Genomic DNA, 20,774 nt, shown 5'->3' with positions numbered 1-20,774 from the left:
GCCACTGTTATGCAATTAACAGGATATTGGCCGGTTATAACTTTTTAATCGATACACTACCACCGCTGGTGTGTAATTCTAATTTAGGACCACCACCGTTAATTTCACCACGAATAGATTGTTTCTTAACTTTACCATCCACGTCAAAATCTGTGCGTACTCGTCCACCGCTTGTTGACGCATCAATATCAATTTGTATATTTTCAATCAGATAAGCTTTTATTGATCCGCCTGAGGTAGTCAGCTCAGCATCTTTGCTAGGTTGCTTAGAAATAGTGGTTCGTATACTGCCACCAGAGGTATGCGCATTTAACTCGCCATAAATCGATTCAGTTTCAATCGAACCACCAGATGTTTTCAATACAACATCACCAGTAACTTTACCCACTGAAATTGAACCACCTGAGGTATGAGCATCAATATTTCCGATTAAATCTTCAATATGAATAGAACCACCAGAGGTATGCATATCTAGATTGAATTCACGTGGAACCGTGACTCGAAATTCGATTTTTAAATCTCGATTCCAACCCCAATTTTTTTTGCGTTCTATTTTACCGATTATCTCAATCCGGTCGCCATTAACATCGTGACTCAATTCAAACTTATCGGCGTCTTCGCCTTTGAGTTCTACCTCTAATAACACTTCATTGCTGTTATGGGTCTCGATAACTAATCGACCCATATCAGTGCGCAAGTATAACTCCCCACCTTTATCCACTTCAAAGGTTCGATTGATAACCTCAGCCGACGCACTAAAGGTGGCGAAAAAGACGACTAATATTATGAGCTTATATATTAATAAACGAGACTGTGTGAACATGGTTTTCCCTTATTTTCACGTTTAGATTAAACATAGGTCGCAGTCAACGTTCAAAAGGTTTAAACCGCAATAAAATAATTACGGGCGATTACGACCAAACTGATCATGACTAGACACCCATTCATCAGCAACGATGGCTGATGCGAGGGAAAGCTCGCCGCATAAGACAGTCGCGGCTACAATCTCAGCAAACTTTTTTACCTTACCCTGTCCGTAGCACTCCAAGCCATCCAAACACTCCCGCTGTGTTGCTAGACCAGTTCCACCACCATAAGTTGCTACTACTAATGAGGGAATAGTGACCGAAAAATAATAATCACCTTCAGGAGTGATTTCACTAAAGGTATAACCGGCTGAGGATTCAGCAACATTCGCTACATCTTGACCGCAGGCAATAAATAACGCCGTTATTCCATTAGCGAAATGAGCACCGTTACTTACACTGCCCGCCATAAACGCTCCCATATTCGAATATTGACGTTGTTTATACAAATCTTGCGGCGTGCAATGCATTAACGATGAAAGCAATTTAGCTGGTATCACAACCTCAGCAACAACTTTCTTTCCGCGAGTATGTAGTGCATTCATAAAGGAATGTTTTTTGTCGGTATCCAAATTAGCCGCCAACGCAAAATGCTCTAGCCCAGGGATATCTTGATCCAGTATCCATTGGCACGCATGCCGCGTGGCTTTACTAACCATATTCTGACCTGCTGCATCACCACAGGTAAAATTGAATCTGAGCCAACGCATTTTTGAGGCTGCAAATTGTTGAATATCGCGAAGCTTACCCACCGAAGTGGTCATCTGAGCTTGTTGTTTTATCTGTTCAAAATTGCGCTCAACCCACTCTCCAAATGCTAAAGCTGAACGGGCATCATTGAAGGTAAAAATCGGCGCTCGTTGCATAGCATCATCAATAACCGTGGTTTTGATTCCCCCAGCTTCACGGGTTAAACGCATACCGCGATTGTAACTTGCAACCAAAGTCCCTTCGGTTGTGGCCATAGGTACATAGAACTCGCCTTTAGCATCAATGCCATCTATTAACATAGGGCCGGCCAGTCCAATTGGTACTTGAGCCACTCCAGTGAAATTTTCTATGTTGCCAGGCAAGGTATCAGGCTGAATTGAAAAATGCCCGACATGATCCCAACGACTATTGTTGTGTTGAGTTAAGAAATCGCGGCGGGCTTTAGCCATATGTAACGTATAGTCATTGATTTTATCTCGTGGAATTTTAGGCATGATAGACCCTCATCTTATTATTGTTATAGAAAGATTACCTAGTATGTAGGAGGTATTTAATCAAGAGCAAATTTTACTAGTGAATCTATAACTATAAATATGAGTAAGAATTAATCGATCCAATATGACAATAAAATGCCCAAAAGAAGATCCGAATAGCCTAATAATGGGATCTTATTAGCAAGGATCTGTCTGAAACGATCTTATTTAGATCAGCGCACGCTTGCAAATGGCAGCGTTTTAACATTCAAACAAAACACAAAAAGCACCAACTCTATAAAATACAAAATATTGTAAATATTTGATTTTTAAAGCATTTTAGTTAAAATGAAATCTGTGTATAAGTCTGCGGATAAGCTTGTAGTAACCTATGATTATTCACTGGATAAAAAATCCCGTCGATCGCCCTGTGGATAAGATCGGTACTTACCCACATCTTATACGCAGTTGATCATCTTTTGATCACAGCCTTTGAACGCTTTTAACTATATGATTTAAATAAATAATTATGGGTTATATACAGAAGATCCCTTGCTTAATAATAATAAAAACAAACTACAGATCAATATAGATCATAAAGATTAGAGATCGCGATCTTGCAGAAAACAGCTAATTTCCGATCTAACTCGGATCGAAAACAAAATAGATATTTAAAACCTTTAAATATCTTAGCTTGAAGGAATTTTAAACATTTATATTTGCTTAAAAAAAGGATAAAATACGCGCCCTTTTTTAAACTGTGGTCGATCCTGTTGATCAGCGGGTTTAAAAATATTCAATTTTAAAGCCAGAGGCGTATATGTTTTACCAACAAGAATTTGATGTGATCGTTGTAGGCGGCGGGCATGCAGGTACTGAAGCTGCATTAGCTTCTGCACGCATGGGAGTTAACACGCTGTTGTTGACCCACAACATCGAAACCCTTGGTCAAATGTCATGCAACCCTGCGATCGGTGGGATCGGCAAGGGCCATTTGGTAAAAGAAATTGATGCCTTAGGTGGTGCTATGGCACTAGCCACAGACAAAGCTGGCATACAATTTAGAACCCTTAATTCCAGCAAAGGCCCTGCGGTAAGAGCAACACGTGCTCAAGCTGATCGATCGCTGTATCGAATTGCGATCCGCTCAATGATAGAAAATCAGCCGAATTTAACGATCTTTCAGCAATCTTGTGATGATCTGATCGTTGAAAATGATCGAGTCAGCGGTGTTGTTACCCAAATGGGATTGAAATTTAAAGCTAAAACTGTGGTACTTACCGTAGGCACATTTTTAGGCGGTACTATTCACATTGGCATGCAAAATTATAAGGGCGGTCGGGCCGGTGATCCTCCTTCAATCGCTTTAGCAGAGCGCTTACGTGCTTTACCATTTAGAGTTGATCGACTCAAAACAGGTACGCCAGCACGGTTAGATTCTCGCTCGCTAAATTATGATTTAATGCAAGAACAACCCGGTGATTCACCTTTACCGGTGGTGTCATTCATGGGCAAAGTAGAAGATCATCCTCGTCAGATTTCTTGTTACATCACCCACACCAATGAGCGTACCCATGAAATCATTCGATCAGGCCTTGATCGTTCACCGATGTATACGGGCGTAATTGAAGGCATTGGGCCGCGTTATTGTCCTTCCATCGAAGATAAAATTAATCGTTTTGCAGACAAAAATTCACATCAAATATTTGTTGAGCCTGAAGGACTAAACAGCATAGAGATTTATCCAAATGGGATCTCTACCAGTCTGCCATTTGACGTGCAATTTGATTTGGTCCGCTCAATTAAAGGTTTTGAGAACGCGCATATTATTCGCCCGGGTTATGCCATCGAATATGACTTTTTTGATCCGCGAGATTTAAAGCAAAGCCTTGAAACCAAATTTATCCAAGGCTTGTTCTTTGCTGGACAAATTAACGGCACGACAGGCTATGAAGAAGCCGGAGCACAAGGTTTATTGGCAGGAGCAAATGCTGCCTTACAAGTATTGCAAAAAGATCCGTTAATTTTACGACGTGACGAAGCTTATGCTGGTGTATTAATTGATGATTTAGCTACCATGGGTACCAAAGAACCCTACCGCATGTTTACCAGTCGTGCTGAATATCGCTTATTGCTTCGTGAAGACAATGCCGATGTACGTTTGACCGCCAAGGGCCGTGAAATTGGCTTAGTAGATGATAACCGCTGGGCGGCGTTTAATCTGAAAATGGAAGCGATTGAGCTGGAAAAACAACGCTTAAAATCCACTTGGATCCATCCGAATCATCCGGCTACGAGTGAGCTTAATCCGCTGTTGAAAAATCCAGTTAGTCGCGAACATTCCCTCGTAGATCTGATCCGTCGACCCGAAATGACCTATGCCAAGTTGATGAAAATTGAAGGCTTGGGGCCTGCAATTGAAAATCCACAAGCGGCCGAACAGGTTGAGATCCAAATAAAATACGCAGGCTACATTGAGCGTCAAAAAGACGAAATTGCAAAAAGTCTTCGTCATGAAAATACCCTGCTTCCCATGGATTTTGATTACAGTACTATTTCTGGTTTATCTAATGAGGTTGTGGCCAAGTTAACCGACACGCGGCCTGAAACCATAGGTAAAGCGACGCGTATCTCTGGCATTACGCCAGCGGCGATTTCATTATTGCTTGTTCACTTAAAAAAACAGGGGTTGTTGCGCAAAGATTCAAATAACGCACAGCAAATTGCTTAATGAGTGAATTAAAAACATCGTTACTTGCGGCATTTGATCATGCCGTTGCACCACTTGAATTAGAAGTCAGTGAACAGCAGCGACAACTGCTGGTGGATTTTGTGCTGATGATGCATAAATGGAACAAGGCCTATAACCTCACTTCGGTGCGAGATCCTCAACAAATGTTGATCAAACATATTGTTGATTCTATCGTTGTAGCGCCTCATCTGACTCGAACTCACTACATTGATGTTGGGACAGGACCAGGGTTACCCGGTATTCCCTTGTCGATAATGCACCCTGATAAACATTTCGTATTGCTCGATAGTTTAGGTAAGCGAGTGAGGTTTATGAAACAAGCGAGCTTTGAACTGGGTCTAAAAAATATTCAGCCTGTGCAATCGCGGGTAGAGCAGTACAATAGCGAGATTGCTCTAGATGGAGTGCTAAGCAGAGCATTCGCGTCGATAAAAGATATGTTGCACTGGTGTCAACATCTGGTAGATTCAACAGGTGAATTTATCGCGTTGAAAGGGCAATATCCAGAACATGAAATTGCCCTTCTACCAGAAGGTTTTGAAGTGGTAGAATCAATACCACTAACGATCCCAACATTGGAAGGACAGCGACACTTGATTAGAATCAGGAAACTCGCCTAGTCTTTTAAAGATCAACAACCAGTTAATCAGCAAGCGGAAGAATAACTTGGCGAAAGTCATAGCAATTGCAAATCAAAAAGGTGGAGTGGGTAAAACTACCACGGCAGTCAATGTTGCTGCATCCATGGCTGCTACCAAACGAAAAGTATTATTAATCGACTTGGATCCGCAGGGCAACGCCACTATGGGAAGTGGTGTTGATAAATATGATGTTGAATCCACTTGTTACGAGTTGCTGATCGAAGAAAAACCGATTCAAGATGTGGTGATCACCGAAACCAGCGGTAAATACGATTTAATCGCTGGTAATAGTGACGTTACCGCTGCAGAAATAAAGTTAATGGAAGTCTTCGCTCGTGAATTACGCCTGCGAAATGCTTTGGCGCCGGTGCGAGATTATTACGATTATATTTTTATTGATTGTCCGCCTTCTTTAAACCAATTAACCGTTAATGCAATGGCGGCCGCTGATTCAGTGCTAGTGCCCATGCAGTGCGAGTACTATGCTCTGGAAGGCTTAACTGCGTTAATGGACACCATTAAAAAACTGGCATCAGTGGTCAATCCAGATTTAAAAATTGAGGGTGTACTTCGCACCATGTATGATCCGCGTAATCGACTTGCCAATGACGTGTCTGAACAACTCAAACGTCATTTTGGTGAGCAAGTTTATCGTACTGTTATTCCCCGTAATGTGCGTCTAGCCGAAGCGCCAAGTTTTGGTGCACCTGCGATGTATTACGACAAATCGTCCACTGGCGCAAAAGCGTATTTAGCCTTGGCAGGTGAGATATTGCGCCGCCGTGATAAAAATATGAAAAAAGCCAGTTAAGCAAAAAAAGGTTAGTAGCTGACATGTCGTCGAAGAAAAGAGGTTTAGGAAGAGGACTTGATGCACTGCTTGCAACAAGCAATGCAAATACCAAGCAAGAGTCTAGTATTTCCGAAAGTGAAAGCGAATTGCAAAAAATACCGATTGAATTTTTGCAACCGGGTAAATATCAACCTCGTAAAGACATGTCGCCAGAAGCGTTAGATGATTTAGCTTCTTCAATTCGTTCTCAAGGGATCATTCAACCTATAGTGGTACGTCAGGTTGGCGAACAAAAATATGAGATTATTGCCGGTGAACGTCGCTGGCGGGCCTCGCAATTAGCCCAGCAAGAAGTTGTGCCTTGTATTATCAAAAACGTTCCTGATGAAGCTGCTGTTGCGATTGCGCTGATTGAAAACATACAGCGAGAAGACCTTAATGCAATGGAAGAAGCACAAGCATTAGACCGTCTGATGACAGAATTTGAGTTAACTCACCAAGAAGTGGCTGAAGCCGTAGGTAAATCTCGAACTACCGTCACAAATTTATTACGTCTGAATAATCTTAATGAAGATGTAAAGTTATTATTAGAACACGGTGATATTGAAATGGGTCACGCCCGTGCCCTACTCGCTTTAACAGGTGAGCTGCAAACCGATGCCGCACAAACGGTTTCGGGTAAAGGTATGACGGTAAGAGATACCGAAAACTTAGTGCGTAAGCTTCTTGAGCCTGCTAAGGCCAAAACGGAGCAAAGTATTGATCCTGATGTGCAGCGTTTACAGAATGAATTATCTGAAAATCTTGGCGCGGCGGTAACTATTGCCCACAATGCAAAAGGCAAAGGAAAATTGGTCATCAATTTTTCCAGTTTGGATGAGCTAGACGGTATTCTGACACACATTAAATAAGTTATTTTACACCCAAAAACCTTCATTTTTACGTTTATGACATTAGATAGTGCAGCTTAACAGCAACCACTGCCCGTTGGGGCCGGATTTCTGCATTAAAATGACAAAGCAACTAAGGTCATGTAGGCTGAGTTAGAATTGTTTGACGGCTACCGATTAGCCTAGAATAAAGCGGTATTTTACCCCACATGGGTAAATAGTAAGCGTAAAGGTTGGAAACACAAAATCATTACTTTTTGTGGGGCTTTTGTAGGTAGCTTCGTACTTTTACCAAAGCAACAACAAAACACGCTTAATGGTTGAATATTTGCGATAAAACAGTATACTTTTGGCGCTTTTTGTTTAGCTTTGAATGTATAGAGGGATAAATTGGCAACTAGTTTGAGCCATGTAGGTCGACAGTTGGCCAGAAAAGTTCTGATTTTTCAGACGATAGTTTCCATTGTCAGTGCTGTTATTTTTACCCTCTTAGCTGGGAAAAATAGTGGTATATCAGCAGCTTTGGGTGGTGTTAGCTGTCTTATACCAGCATTCATATTTGCCCATTTTGCGTTTAAATATGCTGGCGCTACGCAAAACAAGTTGGTAGTGCAGAGTTTTAGCAAAGGCAATAAACTGAAATTTTTTATGACCATCATTTTATTCGCCTTAGCGCTGAAGTGGTCTGAAATTCAGTTTTTACCGTTAATAGTCACATATATTATTACGGTAGCGGCCCAGTGGCCGATAATCATTTTTTTACATCGGGTTGATAAGCTCACTTAGTCGCTTATAACGAGATGTGGTACCAGTATTTTTAACTTTATAATTTTGGATGGGAAAATGGCAGGATCGGGTGGCGAACAAACCATTAGCGGTTATATTCAGCACCATTTGACCAATGCGGCAGTCGGAGAAGGGTTTTGGACCTTTCACGTCGATACGCTGGCATGGTCTGTGGTTCTTGGATTAGTGTTTATTTTAAGTTTTCGTGCAGTAGCTAAAAAAGCCACTGCTGGGGTACCAGGAAAATGGCAAGCGACGGTTGAGTTAATCGTTGAGTTTGTTTCAGATACGGTGAAAAGCACCTATCATGGTAAAAGTCCTCTTATTGCGCCATTAGCGTTAACCATCTTTGTATGGGTATTGCTGATGAACTTTATGGATTTAATCCCTGTCGATTTCTTGCCTTCATTTGCACAATTTATTGGTGGTCAACTCGGTTATGATCCGAGCCACGTTTATATGAAAGTGGTACCTACCACTGACGTGAACATGACTTTCGCTTTGTCTATTGGCGTCTTTATTTTGATGATTTACTATTCGGTCAAAATTAAAGGCTTCGGCGGCTTTATGAAGGAGCTATATGCTCATCCGTTTAACACGCCGTGGTTATACTGGTTCAACTTTATCCTTGAAGTAGTTTCGTTACTTGCCAAACCTTTGTCATTGTCATTGCGTTTGTTCGGTAACTTGTACGCTGGTGAGCTGATATTCATCCTGATTGCGGGCACTATGGGGCTATGGCAGTTGCCGTTGCATTTCATGTGGGCTGCATTCCACTTATTGGTTATTCCTTTGCAAGCGTTCATTTTCATGATGTTAACCATCGTGTATTTGAGCCTAGCAAGTGAAGAGCATTAATTTTTTACATTACTATTTTTATTTAAACTTTAACTTAAAACACAAAGGTGAAAATCTATGGAAATCTTGGGTAATCTATATATCGCAGTTGGTATTTTGATTGGTCTATGTGCATTGGGTCCTGCTATTGGATTCGGTATATTGGGTGGTAAATTCTTAGAGTCTGCTGCACGCCAACCAGAGCTTGCTCCAACACTACAAGTTAAAATGTTCATCGTAGCGGGTCTTATCGATGCTATCGCGATGATCGGTGTTGCTATCGCTCTATTCTTGTTGTTCGTTGAAAGCGCGAAGTTCGCTGTTTAAGCACCTTACTTGTAATCAACGAATAGAGGAGGAGCGGACTTGAATATCAATGCCACTCTACTAGGCGAATTAATAGCATTTATATTCTTCGTGTGGTTCTGCATGAAGTATGTATGGCCCCCTATAATGGGCGCTATTGAAGAACGCCAACAAAAAATTGCGGACGGCTTAGCTGCGTCAGAACGAGGTGAAAAAGACCTTGAATTGGCACAACATAAAGCAACCGAGCTTCTCAAAGATGCTAAGTCTCAAGCGGCTGAAATCATCGAACAAGCGAAAAAGCGTTCTACGCAAATCGTCGATGAAGAAACCCAACGTGGTCATTCTGAGCGTGAAAAAATCATCGCACAGGGTCACACTGAGATCGAAGCAGAGCGTAACCGTGTGAAGGAAGATCTGCGTAAGCAAGTAGCAGTTTTGGCTGTTGCAGGTGCTGAGAAGATTTTGGGTCGAGAAATCGACGCCGCTGCACAAAGTGACATAGTTGAAAAACTTGTCGCTGAGCTATAAGGGGCACATGAGCTATGTCTGAATTGACAACTGTCGCTCGCCCTTATGCTAAAGCAGCTTTCGACTATGCGGTCGAGAAAAATGCCATTACACAATGGCAAGAAATGCTAGTGTTTGCCGCTGAAGTAGCAAAAAATGATTCGGTGACTGACATCTTGTCTGGCGCTATGGCAGCAGAAAAATTAGCAGATTTATTCGTCAATATATGTGGCGAACAACTCGACCAAGCGGGTCAAAACCTGATACATGTTTTGGCTGAAAATGGACGTCTGAAAGCGTTACCTGAAATTGCCTTGTTGTTTAATCACTACAAAGCTGAGTATGACAAAGAGATTGACGTTGAAGTTACCTCTGCCGTTGAACTGAGTAAAAAACAACTTGATGAAATCAGCGCGTCTCTTGAGAAGCGTCTTGCACGAAAAGTTAAGCTGAATTGTAGTGTCGATGCTGACATCGTAGCTGGTGTAATTATTAAAGCCGGCGACACAGTAATTGATGGCTCGGTTAGATCGAAATTAAACCGTCTATCAGACACACTACAATCATAGCGGGGAAATAGAGCATGCAACTGAATTCCACTGAAATTGCAGAACTGATCAAAAAACGAATTGAACAGTTTGATGTAAAAAGTGAAGCTCGTAACGAAGGTACAATCGTTGGTGTTACTGACGGTATCATTCGTGTCCACGGCCTTGCCGATGTTATGCAAGGTGAGATGATTGAGCTTCCTGGTAGTCGTTATGCTATTGCACTGAACCTTGAGCGTGACTCAGTGGGTGCGGTAGTAATGGGTCCTTATGCGGATCTACAAGAAGGTATGAAAGTCCAATCTACAGGTCGTATTTTGGAAGTGCCAGTAGGGCGTGCCCTACTTGGTCGTGTGGTTAACACCTTGGGTGAACCTATCGACGGCAAAGGCGCGATTGAAGCTGAAGGTTTTGAACCTGTAGAAAAAATCGCACCTGGTGTAATCGAACGTCAATCTGTTGATCAACCTATCCAGACTGGTTATAAGTCTGTTGATGCCATGATCCCAGTTGGTCGTGGTCAGCGTGAATTGATCATCGGTGACCGTCAAACAGGTAAAACTGCATTGGCAATCGATGCCATCATCAACCAGAAAAGTACTGGCGTTAAATGTATCTATGTTGCGGTTGGCCAAAAGGCTTCAACAATTGCAAACGTAGTACGTAAGCTTGAAGAGCACGGCGCAATGGGCCACACAATTGTGGTTGCTGCAACGGCTTCTGAATCAGCTGCGTTACAATACTTGGCACCCTACTCTGGTTGTACTATGGGTGAATTCTTCCGCGACCGCGGTGAAGATGCCCTTATCGTATATGATGATTTGTCCAAGCAAGCAGTAGCTTACCGTCAAATTTCATTGCTACTTCGTCGTCCTCCTGGTCGTGAAGCTTATCCTGGTGATGTTTTCTATCTTCACTCTCGTCTACTAGAGCGTGCAGCTCGTGTAAACGATGTATATGTAGAAAAGTTCACTAAGGGCGAAGTTAAAGGCCAAACAGGTTCATTGACGGCATTGCCAATCATTGAAACCCAAGCGGGTGACGTTTCAGCATTCGTACCAACCAACGTAATCTCGATTACCGATGGTCAGATCTTCCTAGAATCTGATTTGTTTAACGCAGGTATTCGTCCAGCGGTTAACGCAGGTATTTCGGTATCTCGTGTTGGTGGTGCGGCACAAACTAAAATCATCAAGAAGTTGGGTGGCGGTATCCGTCTAGCCCTAGCTCAGTATCGTGAATTGGCGGCGTTCTCGCAGTTTGCATCTGATCTTGATGAAGCCACACGTCAGCAGTTAGAACATGGCCAACGTGTTACTGAATTAATGAAGCAAAACCAGTATGCGCCACTATCTGTAGGTGACATGGGTGTGTCTTTGTTCGCAGTTGAAAAAGGCTACCTTAAAGGGATTGAACTGAATAAGGTGCTAGATTTTGAATCTTCACTGCATTCATTCATGAACAGCGAATATGCTGAGCTTATGAAAACACTTAACGACACCGGTAACTATAACGGTGAAATTGAAGCCCAGTTAGCTGAAGCTTTGGAAAAATTCAAAGCGACACAAACGTGGTAATCAATACAATCGCTGTAAAGCTCAATATGAGCAATACAGCGGTTGGTCTGTTGAGTAATCGGAGATAAGTCATGGCCAGCGGTAAAGAGATAAAAGGTAAGATCGGGAGTATCAAGAATACTCAAAAGATCACCAGTGCTATGGAAATGGTCGCCGCGTCTAAAATGAAAAAGGCGCAAGACCGTATGGAATCTAGTCGTCCATATGCCGAAAGCATGCGCAAAGTGATTGGTCACGTTGCCCACGGTAACCTTGAATATCGTCATCCTTATTTGGAAGAACGAGAGGTTAAACGTGTTGGTTATATTGTTATTTCAACTGATCGTGGTTTGTGTGGTGGTTTGAACTCTAACGAGTTTAAGAAAGTTACTGCAGATATCAAAAAGTGGAAAGAACAAGACGTGGACGTTGACTTTGCTGCCCTAGGCGCAAAAGCATGTACATTTTTCGGTCGATTCGGTGGCAGAGTATTAGCCGCAGAATCTGGCATCGGTGATTCACCCAGTGTTCAAGACGTGGTTGGCTCTGTACGCGTAATGTTAAACGCATACAATGAAGGTTCGATAGACCGTTTGTTTTTGGTCTACAACGACTTCATCAATACCATGACGCAAGAACCCAGAATCGATCAATTGTTACCTTTGCCTAAGTCTGATGAAGAAGAATTGAAGCATCGTTGGGACTACATATACGAACCAGATCCAAAACCTATTTTGGAAAAATTGATGGTCCGTTATATCGAATCTCAGGTGTACCAAGGCGTAGTAGAAAATACTGCGTCAGAGCAAGCGGCTCGAATGGTCGCAATGAAAGCGGCTACCGATAATGCCGGCGATCTAATCGACGATTTGCAATTGGTATACAACAAAGCACGTCAGGCAGCAATCACACAAGAAATTAGTGAGATTGTGAGCGGCGCGGCAGCGGTGTAGGCAAAGGTTTAAAAATTAATGAGGACTAAACATGAGTCAAGGTAAGGTCGTCCAAATCATTGGCGCGGTTGTGGATATTGAATTTCCACAAGATTCCGTTCCAACAATCTATGACGCACTGAGAGTTACTGAAGGTAACTTACAGGGATTAACCTTAGAAGTGCAACAGCAGCTTGGTGGCGGCGTGGTACGTAGTATCGCAATGGGAACTACCGACGGTTTAAGCCGTGGTCTGACTGTAGAAAATACAGGTGCACCCATCATGGTGCCAGTGGGAACTAAAACACTGGGCCGTATTATGGATGTACTAGGTAATCCTATCGACGAAGCAGGTCCAATTGGTGAAGAAGAGCGTATGTCTATTCACCGTGAAGCGCCTAGCTACGAAGAACAATCTAGTTCAGTTGAACTACTCGAAACTGGTATCAAAGTAATCGACTTGGTTTGCCCTTTTGCAAAAGGTGGTAAAGTTGGTTTGTTCGGTGGTGCGGGTGTAGGTAAAACTGTAAACATGATGGAATTGATTCGTAATATCGCAATCGAGCACAGTGGATACTCAGTATTCGCCGGTGTTGGTGAGCGTACTCGTGAGGGTAACGATTTCTATCATGAAATGAACGAATCTAACGTACTTGATAAAGTATCACTAGTTTACGGACAAATGAATGAGCCTCCTGGAAACCGTTTACGCGTAGCGTTGACCGGTTTGACTATGGCTGAGAAATTCCGTGACGAAGGTCGTGACGTTCTATTCTTTGTTGATAACATCTATCGTTATACACTAGCGGGTACAGAAGTTTCTGCACTACTAGGTCGTATGCCTTCTGCTGTAGGTTACCAGCCTACCCTTGCTGAAGAAATGGGTGTGCTTCAAGAGCGTATCGCATCAACTAAGACAGGTTCAATTACGTCCATCCAAGCGGTATACGTACCTGCGGATGACTTAACTGACCCTAGCCCAGCGACAACTTTTGCTCACTTGGATGCGACAGTTGTATTGTCTCGTGATATCGCCTCTTTGGGTATTTACCCAGCGGTTGATCCACTAGATTCTACTTCACGTCAGCTTGATCCACTTGTAATCGGTCAAGATCACTACGACACGGCTCGCGGTGTTCAGTCTGTATTACAACGTTACAAAGAGCTTAAAGATATTATCGCTATCTTGGGTATGGATGAATTGTCTGAAGAAGACAAACAGTCTGTATCTCGTGCACGTAAGATCCAACGTTTCTTGTCACAACCATTCTTCGTTGCTGAAGTATTTACCGGTTCGCCAGGTAAATATGTATCTTTGAAAGATACTATCAGTGGCTTTAAAGGGATCCTAGCCGGTGAGTATGATCACTTACCAGAACAGGCATTCTATATGGTTGGCTCAATTGACGAAGCCATCGAAAAAGCAAAAGGTAAATAAGACGTATCTTTGATACGTTTTTCCTGTGTTTTTTCTTAAACCTTATTAGGAGGTCCCATGGCAATGACAGTAAATTTGGACGTAGTAAGCGCTGAAGACAAGATTTTTTCTGGTCTGGTTGAAACGATTCAGATTACCGGTAGTGAAGGTGAGCTAGGTATACACCCTGGTCACGCACCTTTAATTACTGCATTGAATCCTGGCATGGTTCGTTTGGTTAAACAGTTCGGTGAAGAAGAAATTATTTATATTGCAGGCGGATTGTTAGAAATTCAGCCAGGCAGTGTAACGGTTTTAGCTGACACCGCTGTGCGCGCAGAAGATTTGGATGAACAATCCGCATTAGAAGCCAAGCGCAGAGCAGAAGAACATATTGCCAATGCTGGTGCTGATTTTGACTATGCCGAAGCAGCCGCAGAGCTAGCTGAAGCTATCGCGCAAATTCGACTTATTCGTAAATTGCGTAAATAACAGCACAAAAAATTCATCAAGAACCCAGCCTAGCGCTGGGTTTTTTATTTTTCAGTCCGCTAGCCTAATGATCACTTTGCGTTCTACAATAATTCTATGTATCACTATAAACTGATGGAACATCAACTATTTCGATAGAGTGTTGGGGGAGATATGCAAATAAAAACTATTATGACTCCAGATGTAGTCACAGTAACCATGGATGATACTCTCGCCCACGTGAAGCGATTATTTGAACTTAATAGCTTTCATCATATTCTGGTAGTGGCAGAGGCAAAACTGGTTGGAATATTGTCAGATCGTGATTTGTTCAAAGCGATTAGCCCGAATATCAATACTTCTGGCGAAACGAATAAGGATTTAGCAACTCTCAATAAACGTGTTCATCAAATAATGACTCGTAAACTTATTACTATAGACGCCGAAAAGGGCATGTTTCATGCTATTCAATTATTTAATAGGCATAAGATATCCTGTTTGCCCGTGGTAAATAGCGATAACAAACCAATCGGGATACTAAGCTGGCGAGATATATTGTATTTCATTGAAAAGAATCAATTGGAAAGGCACAAGACTTAGTCTACATAATACCTATAATTGCCATTGTAACGGCCTAGAGCAAATTTAAAGGACTGACTACCGCATTACCCCCTCGCTGTAAAATATGGGTATAGATTTGCGTTGTACGCAAGTCAGCATGGCCTAATTGATCTTGTACCGTTCTTATATCTGCACCTGATTGCAATAAATGAGTGGCAAAGGTATGGCGCAAGGTATGGGGGGTAACATTTTTTCCGATATCGGCATTGCGGCTAGCAATTCTTATGGCTTTTTGCAAACCAGACTCATCAATATGGTGACGACGTAGGCGTTTGCTTTCTGGATCAATTGAAAGTTGCCGAGCAGGAAATAGATATTGCCAACCTAATTCCTTACTAGCAGACTTAAATTTAACTCTTAAACGATTCGGTAACCATACCCCCGAAAACTCCGGGTTGGCGATATCGGCTGCTAAATAGAGCTCAACGAAAATGACTTGTTTGTGTAATTCAGATAACAGTGAATCTGCCAAAGTCACAACACGATGCTTCCCGCCCTTACTATTCCAAATTCGAATTGACCTATAATCAAAATCGATGTCTTTTACTCGCAAACGAATACATTCCATCAACCGCAGGCCACTACCGTACAACAACGAAGCGGCTAATTTGTAATTGGCATTAATATGATTGAGCAAGCTAAGCATTTCTAGTTGGGTTAACACCACCGGAAGTTTTTGTTGTCTGGTACTGCGAACATATCTCAATTTTAAAGACAGAGGTTTTTCAATGATTTCAGCATATAAAAATGAAAGTGCATTTAACGCGATTTTTTGAGTAGACACTGCCACATCCAATTCCAATACCAAATGGGATAAAAAAGTCTCCACTTCAATATCGTGCAACTGCGCAGGATGACGCTTTTTATGAAAAACAATATAGCTGCTTATCCAGGTTAGATAAGTTTCAATGGTCCGCTTCGCGTAATGACGTTTAAACATTTCCTCTTTAACAAATTGCAAAAATGGTGATTTCATCCGGTTTACATTCCTTGTAAAAATACTGTATAAAAAAACAGAATAGACAAATTTTCCGCCTAACAGCAATAAAACGGATAAAAACTGTACTTCATAAATGCAAAACAGGACTAACTGGACATATTTTTAACCTGTACATACAGTTACAACTTATGCTAAAAAAGACCTACGTTAATTTAAGGATAAATTCCATGTTGGTTTTACGGAATTTTTCTAACTAATAATATTGTTATATGGCAAATGTTGAATATAGGTGATCTAATATGAATGAGGGTTTGATATTTGTAATTCCAGTATCAATTCTATCTTTCATAATCTTATTAGTTTGGTTTGTGAATGGTGCAGGTAAAAAAAAGTGGAAGTTAACATTCGTCTTAGTCTATGTTTTAATTTCTTGTGTACCCTTGGTGTTTAACGCTACTTTTTTTGCATTTTTATTATTGTTCTCCGGCGGCTTTGTAGTACCAGTATTATCGAGCAGGTGGTTAAATCGTAATGCAACATAACAAACCAATTATTCCGACCTCAACTCGCTGCGCTCGTTTCGTCGGCATATTGGGGCGTTAGTGCGTCAAGCGAAGCTTGATGCATCTTGCAGGGTGTAAGTCCCTGTCAGGTAAGGTTTAGCCAGCCACCTGTATCGAGTGTTGCGCCTATGGCGGAGTCTAGGATTGGTGAAATACTTATCAGCGATGTATTCGTGACTAGATGAACAATATAGGTGAAGCGTACACAGAGAATTATATAGGCCATAGGGAATACGTGTTCCTGAAGTGCTGTTATCGCTCCGATAATAAATTAAGTTCTGACTGACGAGGCTTGTAACGCCGTCGAAGTCCATGCAAAGCAACCATTATTCAATGGATTTGAGATGGCAAGGTTGTGGCGAGTCAGCGGAGTTATTAAGCCGTGGCATGTATAAAGAGATGTATTGAGAACTTGAGAGAGCCAAAGGTGTTCCATAAGGAAAATGGTAGTGACGCTAAGCCACAAGCGAGGCCAACGATGACCCTCTGGCAGTCAGACTTGCTCATAGTAGTTTGAGGTTGGGAAAGCCAATCACGTGGCGAAGGGGCAAGCAGTTATATCAGGTATTTAGCAGATACATAGGCCGGACAAAGTAGGGCTGGATTCACTATGACAACCGCACTAAATTCCATCACAATTAAATCACAGACACACCCTAATCACAGATTTCAGAACCTATATGGATTACTAGGAGATGATTTACTGTATCAAAGTTGGGGGCAACTGAATAAACGAGCGGCGCCAGGTATTGATGGTATCACTATGCCGAAATACCAGACATCGCTTGTGGAAAACGTCACACGTTTAAGTTCAGCCTTGGAAGCCAAGCGCTATCGGGCTGATGATATTAAGCGTGTCTTCATTCCCAAAAGTCATGGCAAACAACGTCCATTAGGTTTACCCACGGTGGATGACAAGCTGGTACAGCAAAGCGTGAGCCAGATACTGCAAGGTATCTGGGAAGCGAATTTCTTGCCTAACAGCTATGGTTATCGGCCAAATAAGAGTGCGCATCAAGCGGTGCATAGTTTGAGTTTGAATCTTCAGTTCAAAGGTTATGGTTATATTGTTGAGGCTGACATTAAAGGCTTCTTCGACAATATTGACCACGACTGGCTGATGGGGATGCTTAAACAACGCATTGATGATAACGCGCTCTTGAGCTTAATAGGGCAATGGTTAAAAGCACGGATACACACCCCGCAAGGAGAATATCTCAAACCAAAAAGTGGCACCCCACAAGGCGGTATCATTAGCCCTGTGTTAGCCAATATCTATCTGCACTATGCATTGGATTTATGGTTTGAGAAGAAGGTAAAACCTCAGATGAGAGGCAGAGCTATGCTTATCCGCTACGCAGATGATTTTGTGTGTGCGTTTCAGTATGCCAATGATGCCGAGCGATTTTACCGCGTGCTGCCAAAACGACTAAAGAAGTTCAAACTGGACACGGCACCAGAAAAGACGAGCCTGATAAGGTTCAGTCGATTCCATCCCAGTCGTAAGCGCCAGTTTGTGTTCTTGGGTTTTGCGTTTTACTGGGGAGTGGATGTGAAAGGTAAACCGAGATTGCGGCGGCGAACTGCAAGTAAGAAGCAGCAAACCAGTCTAAGCGAGTTTTACCATTTCATTAAAGCCAAACGCTCGCAGAAGCTAGCAATTTGGCTGCCTCAATTGAAACGCAAACTCACAGGGTTTAGAAATTACTTCGGATTACCCGACAACAGCCGCAGCGTGAGTAAGCTGTATAACTATGTACTGCATAGTTTATACAAATGGCTGAACCGACGCAGTGGCCGTCGAAGTTACAATTGGCGTGATTTTAAGAAGATGTTAGAGTATTTCCAAATACAGAAGCTACGAGTTAGCAAAAGAGTGATCGATGTTGACTGGTATTAAGGTGCGCGTGATTTACACGGGTGAATATATAACTGAAGAGCCGGATGCGGTAATTCCGCACGTCCGGATCTGTGTGGGGTCGGCTCAGTAATGGGCCGCTCTACCACGATGGCATTAATTTATGGTTCGAGTTCTTTTCATGCTCCTTGCTGTAGTTTTATCGCAAAGTATCTTTGCCGCAGATGAGCATGCTCCTGTATGGAGTCAGGATAAAAAAGCTAAAGCATTTTGTGACACAAATACTCAATCGGTCTGTTATGTGTTGTGTAACGATCAATTAGTGAATGTCAGTCTGGTCGAAAAAGGCAATTTAGGAAAGATTGGAAAATATGATTACGAAAAGGTCATTAGATTTCCAATACGTTGGGAATCTAATGATGAAGTTGGATGTTTATTTTGGTTTTCAACGCAGGCTTGGATTGATGGTCAAAGACATACTGTTTCTGAACCTGTTTGGGTTAAAGGCAATGAATACATTCAGCGATAAAATACCTAACAAAAAACAAAAAACAAACAACATTCGCTTCGCTCACTGGGAAAAAGCCTCGCTGTCGCTCTGCTTTTCCCGTTATTGTAAGCGTTTTGTATAAATGAGGGGTAAGCTTTTGGCCGTCTTTTTGCGGCTCTCGGCTCAATTTTTCCTAGCCGAAGGCCAACAGGATCAAGAGGCCAGACTCCTTGATCCTATTATTTAGCGCGGGGGAAAATAGCGACTATAAATACTTGTCAATATTAATCTTTCTACTCTTCCCGTTGGCTTTCTTAACCGCTTCTAGCATTGCGTCTAGTTTTGCACGATCAAACACACGGCCGTTGAGTATGACTGTATCGATAGTACGAGTGTTCGCAATATCAACCAGTGGATTCCTATTTAGGAGCAGCAAGTCAGCGCGTCGGCCAGCTTCAATGCTTCCTGAATTACTGTTCATCATATTTGCTGGGTTTTGAGTGGCGGCTGCCAGTGTTTGTGCGGGGGACATGCCGGCTGCATTAAGTGAAGTTAATTCATCGTGTATCGAAAAGCCTGGCACCACCAAGTTTGCACCTGAATCTGTTCCAGCTACCAGTTTGACACCCCGACGAATCATCGCCTTTAGCAGAATATGATGTGCTTTCTCTCGTGCTTGCCAGAAAATGTCATTCTCTTTGCGCAATTTTTCAGAGGCATTGCTCGTTAGTTCGAATTGATTGTAGCTAGGCAACCAGCCAACTTTAAAATCTTTGGAGTCTTTGGTGCCTTCAACAATGCCGGGGTTGGCATACTCGATAGCGACATCCTTCAAGGCCAACTCAAGATTGCTGAATTGATCATGGATACTTTCCATAAACCACAACACCGAGTTGACCGTAATATCCTTCGCTAATAAGTCATCTACTATTGCTTCACTGCGGGCTTCAACATGAGCATAGAAGGCGGTGCTGCCCTGGTCATTTATCGATCCAAACTCGCGAATCAGCACGCGAACGATTTCCTCAATATGAGCAATTTCCTTTTGCTGTGTTATAGCGAGTTCAGACAACTCCATTGTTAATGGGAAATGGCCCGTCGTCGGCACTCCCAGTGTGGCGGCCAACTCATTCACTGCTCGATAGCTAGGCATATCGAGGTGGTAGATTTTGATCGCATCGTAACCTTGTTCTACAAATTTCTTCACCATGGTTTTTGCGTGCTTGACACTGCGGGTATTTTTATGAAACGTAATGAGTTCATAAAAGGCACCTTGGAGCAGCCCCATCGAATCAATCGGGGGTGATGCAACAAACATCCGCGGACCCACGCGACCTTGTGCAATCTCTTCGCGCAACTTCAAGCGCTCTGGCGGCCCACCCAAGTCGCGAACATGGGTGACGCCGTTGGCAACGTAAAGCAATAGATCGTTGGGGCTCTTTAGTATGTGCACGTGCGAATCAACCAGGCCCGGAATGATGTATTTGCCACGCCCATCTATTACCGTCGCCTTGGCAGGTACAGTGCCGTTGGCCGTCACTGAGATGATTTCGCCACCGTCGATGACTACCGTGCGGTTTGGCAGCATCATTTGACCGTCTGGTGATAGTACGCTGACATCCGTAATCGCTGTAAGCTCGATAGATGAAGCAAAAACTGAATGGTCGACTAGGTCGGTGTGGGCGCCATAGATAAAGTTGACGCCGTTATTAAACCAGAATAGGTATGTGGTTATAGCCATTAGTGCGCAGGCTGCGAGGCCGATAAGCCATTTCGAAAGTGTTTTTAACATGGGTAGGTTCCATTTGTGATT

20 protein-coding genes are annotated in these 20,774 nt (G+C 42.6%); 16 read left to right on the top strand and 4 right to left on the bottom strand.

The features are described 5' to 3' along the window. Window positions 1–34: 34 nt before the first annotated feature. Together QR722_RS19310 and QR722_RS19305 are read right to left on the bottom strand one after the other, a co-directional pair. A complete protein-coding gene (locus tag QR722_RS19310; RefSeq protein ID WP_286284670.1) occupies window positions 35–823 on the bottom strand; it encodes a DUF4097 family beta strand repeat-containing protein in 789 nt (262 codons plus the stop codon). Window positions 824–901: 78 nt separating this feature from the next. Further along, window positions 902–2,071, bottom strand: coding sequence for a hydroxymethylglutaryl-CoA reductase (locus tag QR722_RS19305; protein ID WP_286284669.1), 1,170 nt, complete (start codon window positions 2,069–2,071; stop codon window positions 902–904). Window positions 2,072–2,870: 799 nt separating this feature from the next. Between QR722_RS19305 and mnmG the strand changes: the two genes are divergently transcribed. The 14 genes from mnmG (at window position 2,871) to QR722_RS19235 (ending at window position 15,089) form a co-directional block, all read left to right on the top strand. After that, window positions 2,871–4,781, top strand: a complete 1,911-nt coding sequence (gene mnmG, locus QR722_RS19300) for a tRNA uridine-5-carboxymethylaminomethyl(34) synthesis enzyme MnmG (protein WP_286284668.1) — start codon at window positions 2,871–2,873, stop codon at window positions 4,779–4,781. Further along, window positions 4,781–5,422 (top strand): 16S rRNA (guanine(527)-N(7))-methyltransferase RsmG, encoded by a 642-nt coding sequence (gene rsmG / locus QR722_RS19295; RefSeq protein WP_286284667.1) that lies wholly within the window; start codon window positions 4,781–4,783, stop codon window positions 5,420–5,422. The genes mnmG and rsmG overlap by 1 nt, the downstream gene beginning before the upstream one ends. 46 nt (window positions 5,423–5,468) lie before the next feature. After that, a complete protein-coding gene (locus QR722_RS19290; RefSeq protein ID WP_286284666.1) occupies window positions 5,469–6,254 on the top strand; it encodes a ParA family protein in 786 nt (261 codons plus the stop codon). A 23-nt stretch (window positions 6,255–6,277) separates the two neighbouring features. Then, on the top strand, window positions 6,278–7,147 hold the full coding sequence (locus tag QR722_RS19285; protein ID WP_286284664.1) for a ParB/RepB/Spo0J family partition protein: 870 nt from the start codon (window positions 6,278–6,280) through the stop codon (window positions 7,145–7,147). A gap of 369 nt (window positions 7,148–7,516) precedes the next feature. Further along, the gene (locus QR722_RS19280; protein WP_353506894.1) at window positions 7,517–7,912 is read left to right on the top strand and encodes an ATP synthase subunit I; all 396 of its coding nucleotides are present in this window, start codon (window positions 7,517–7,519) and stop codon (window positions 7,910–7,912) included. Between the two features lie 57 nt (window positions 7,913–7,969). Continuing rightward, window positions 7,970–8,770 carry a F0F1 ATP synthase subunit A gene (gene atpB / locus QR722_RS19275; RefSeq protein WP_286284662.1) on the top strand — a complete coding sequence of 267 codons (801 nt, stop codon included), beginning with the start codon at window positions 7,970–7,972 and terminating at the stop codon, window positions 8,768–8,770. Between the two features lie 57 nt (window positions 8,771–8,827). After that, window positions 8,828–9,076, top strand: a complete 249-nt coding sequence (gene atpE / locus QR722_RS19270) for a F0F1 ATP synthase subunit C (RefSeq protein WP_008842484.1) — start codon at window positions 8,828–8,830, stop codon at window positions 9,074–9,076. A 39-nt stretch (window positions 9,077–9,115) separates the two neighbouring features. Continuing rightward, window positions 9,116–9,586: a F0F1 ATP synthase subunit B gene (gene atpF, locus QR722_RS19265; protein ID WP_286284656.1), complete on the top strand. Its 471-nt coding sequence runs from the start codon at window positions 9,116–9,118 to the stop codon at window positions 9,584–9,586. A gap of 14 nt (window positions 9,587–9,600) precedes the next feature. Continuing rightward, on the top strand, window positions 9,601–10,134 hold the full coding sequence (gene atpH, locus QR722_RS19260; RefSeq protein WP_286284655.1) for a F0F1 ATP synthase subunit delta: 534 nt from the start codon (window positions 9,601–9,603) through the stop codon (window positions 10,132–10,134). Between the two features lie 14 nt (window positions 10,135–10,148). Next, the gene (gene atpA / locus QR722_RS19255) at window positions 10,149–11,690 is read left to right on the top strand and encodes a F0F1 ATP synthase subunit alpha (RefSeq protein WP_286284654.1); all 1,542 of its coding nucleotides are present in this window, start codon (window positions 10,149–10,151) and stop codon (window positions 11,688–11,690) included. A gap of 71 nt (window positions 11,691–11,761) precedes the next feature. Continuing rightward, complete coding sequence (gene atpG / locus QR722_RS19250; protein ID WP_286284652.1) at window positions 11,762–12,622, top strand: F0F1 ATP synthase subunit gamma; 861 nt, start codon at window positions 11,762–11,764, stop codon at window positions 12,620–12,622. 31 nt (window positions 12,623–12,653) lie between these two features. Continuing rightward, window positions 12,654–14,039 (top strand): F0F1 ATP synthase subunit beta, encoded by a 1,386-nt coding sequence (atpD, locus tag QR722_RS19245; RefSeq protein ID WP_286284650.1) that lies wholly within the window; start codon window positions 12,654–12,656, stop codon window positions 14,037–14,039. 57 nt (window positions 14,040–14,096) lie between these two features. Then, window positions 14,097–14,510: a F0F1 ATP synthase subunit epsilon gene (locus QR722_RS19240; RefSeq protein ID WP_286284649.1), complete on the top strand. Its 414-nt coding sequence runs from the start codon at window positions 14,097–14,099 to the stop codon at window positions 14,508–14,510. A gap of 153 nt (window positions 14,511–14,663) precedes the next feature. After that, window positions 14,664–15,089 carry a CBS domain-containing protein gene (locus tag QR722_RS19235; RefSeq protein ID WP_286284648.1) on the top strand — a complete coding sequence of 142 codons (426 nt, stop codon included), beginning with the start codon at window positions 14,664–14,666 and terminating at the stop codon, window positions 15,087–15,089. Window positions 15,090–15,123: 34 nt separating this feature from the next. On the opposite strand, the gene QR722_RS19230 is transcribed toward QR722_RS19235, so the two are convergent. After that, window positions 15,124–16,086, bottom strand: coding sequence for an integron integrase (locus QR722_RS19230; RefSeq protein WP_286284647.1), 963 nt, complete (start codon window positions 16,084–16,086; stop codon window positions 15,124–15,126). A 1,137-nt stretch (window positions 16,087–17,223) separates the two neighbouring features. On the opposite strand from QR722_RS19230, the gene ltrA reads away from it, so the two are divergent. Further along, on the top strand, window positions 17,224–18,513 hold the full coding sequence (ltrA, locus tag QR722_RS19225; RefSeq protein WP_286284645.1) for a group II intron reverse transcriptase/maturase: 1,290 nt from the start codon (window positions 17,224–17,226) through the stop codon (window positions 18,511–18,513). A gap of 121 nt (window positions 18,514–18,634) precedes the next feature. Beyond that, window positions 18,635–19,000 (top strand): hypothetical protein, encoded by a 366-nt coding sequence (locus QR722_RS19220; RefSeq protein ID WP_286284643.1) that lies wholly within the window; start codon window positions 18,635–18,637, stop codon window positions 18,998–19,000. A gap of 226 nt (window positions 19,001–19,226) precedes the next feature. On the opposite strand, the gene QR722_RS19215 is transcribed toward QR722_RS19220, so the two are convergent. Beyond that, entirely contained in the window at window positions 19,227–20,753 is a 1,527-nt protein-coding gene (locus QR722_RS19215; protein ID WP_286284642.1) for an amidohydrolase family protein, read from the bottom strand. Between the last annotated feature and the right edge of the window lie 21 nt (window positions 20,754–20,774).

It is taken from the genome of Aliiglaciecola sp. LCG003, from assembly GCF_030316135.1.
GTDB lineage: Bacteria > Pseudomonadota > Gammaproteobacteria > Enterobacterales > Alteromonadaceae > Aliiglaciecola.
The sequence above is the reverse complement of the archived record's forward strand: the minus strand, read 5'-3'. Positions and strand labels throughout refer to the sequence as shown.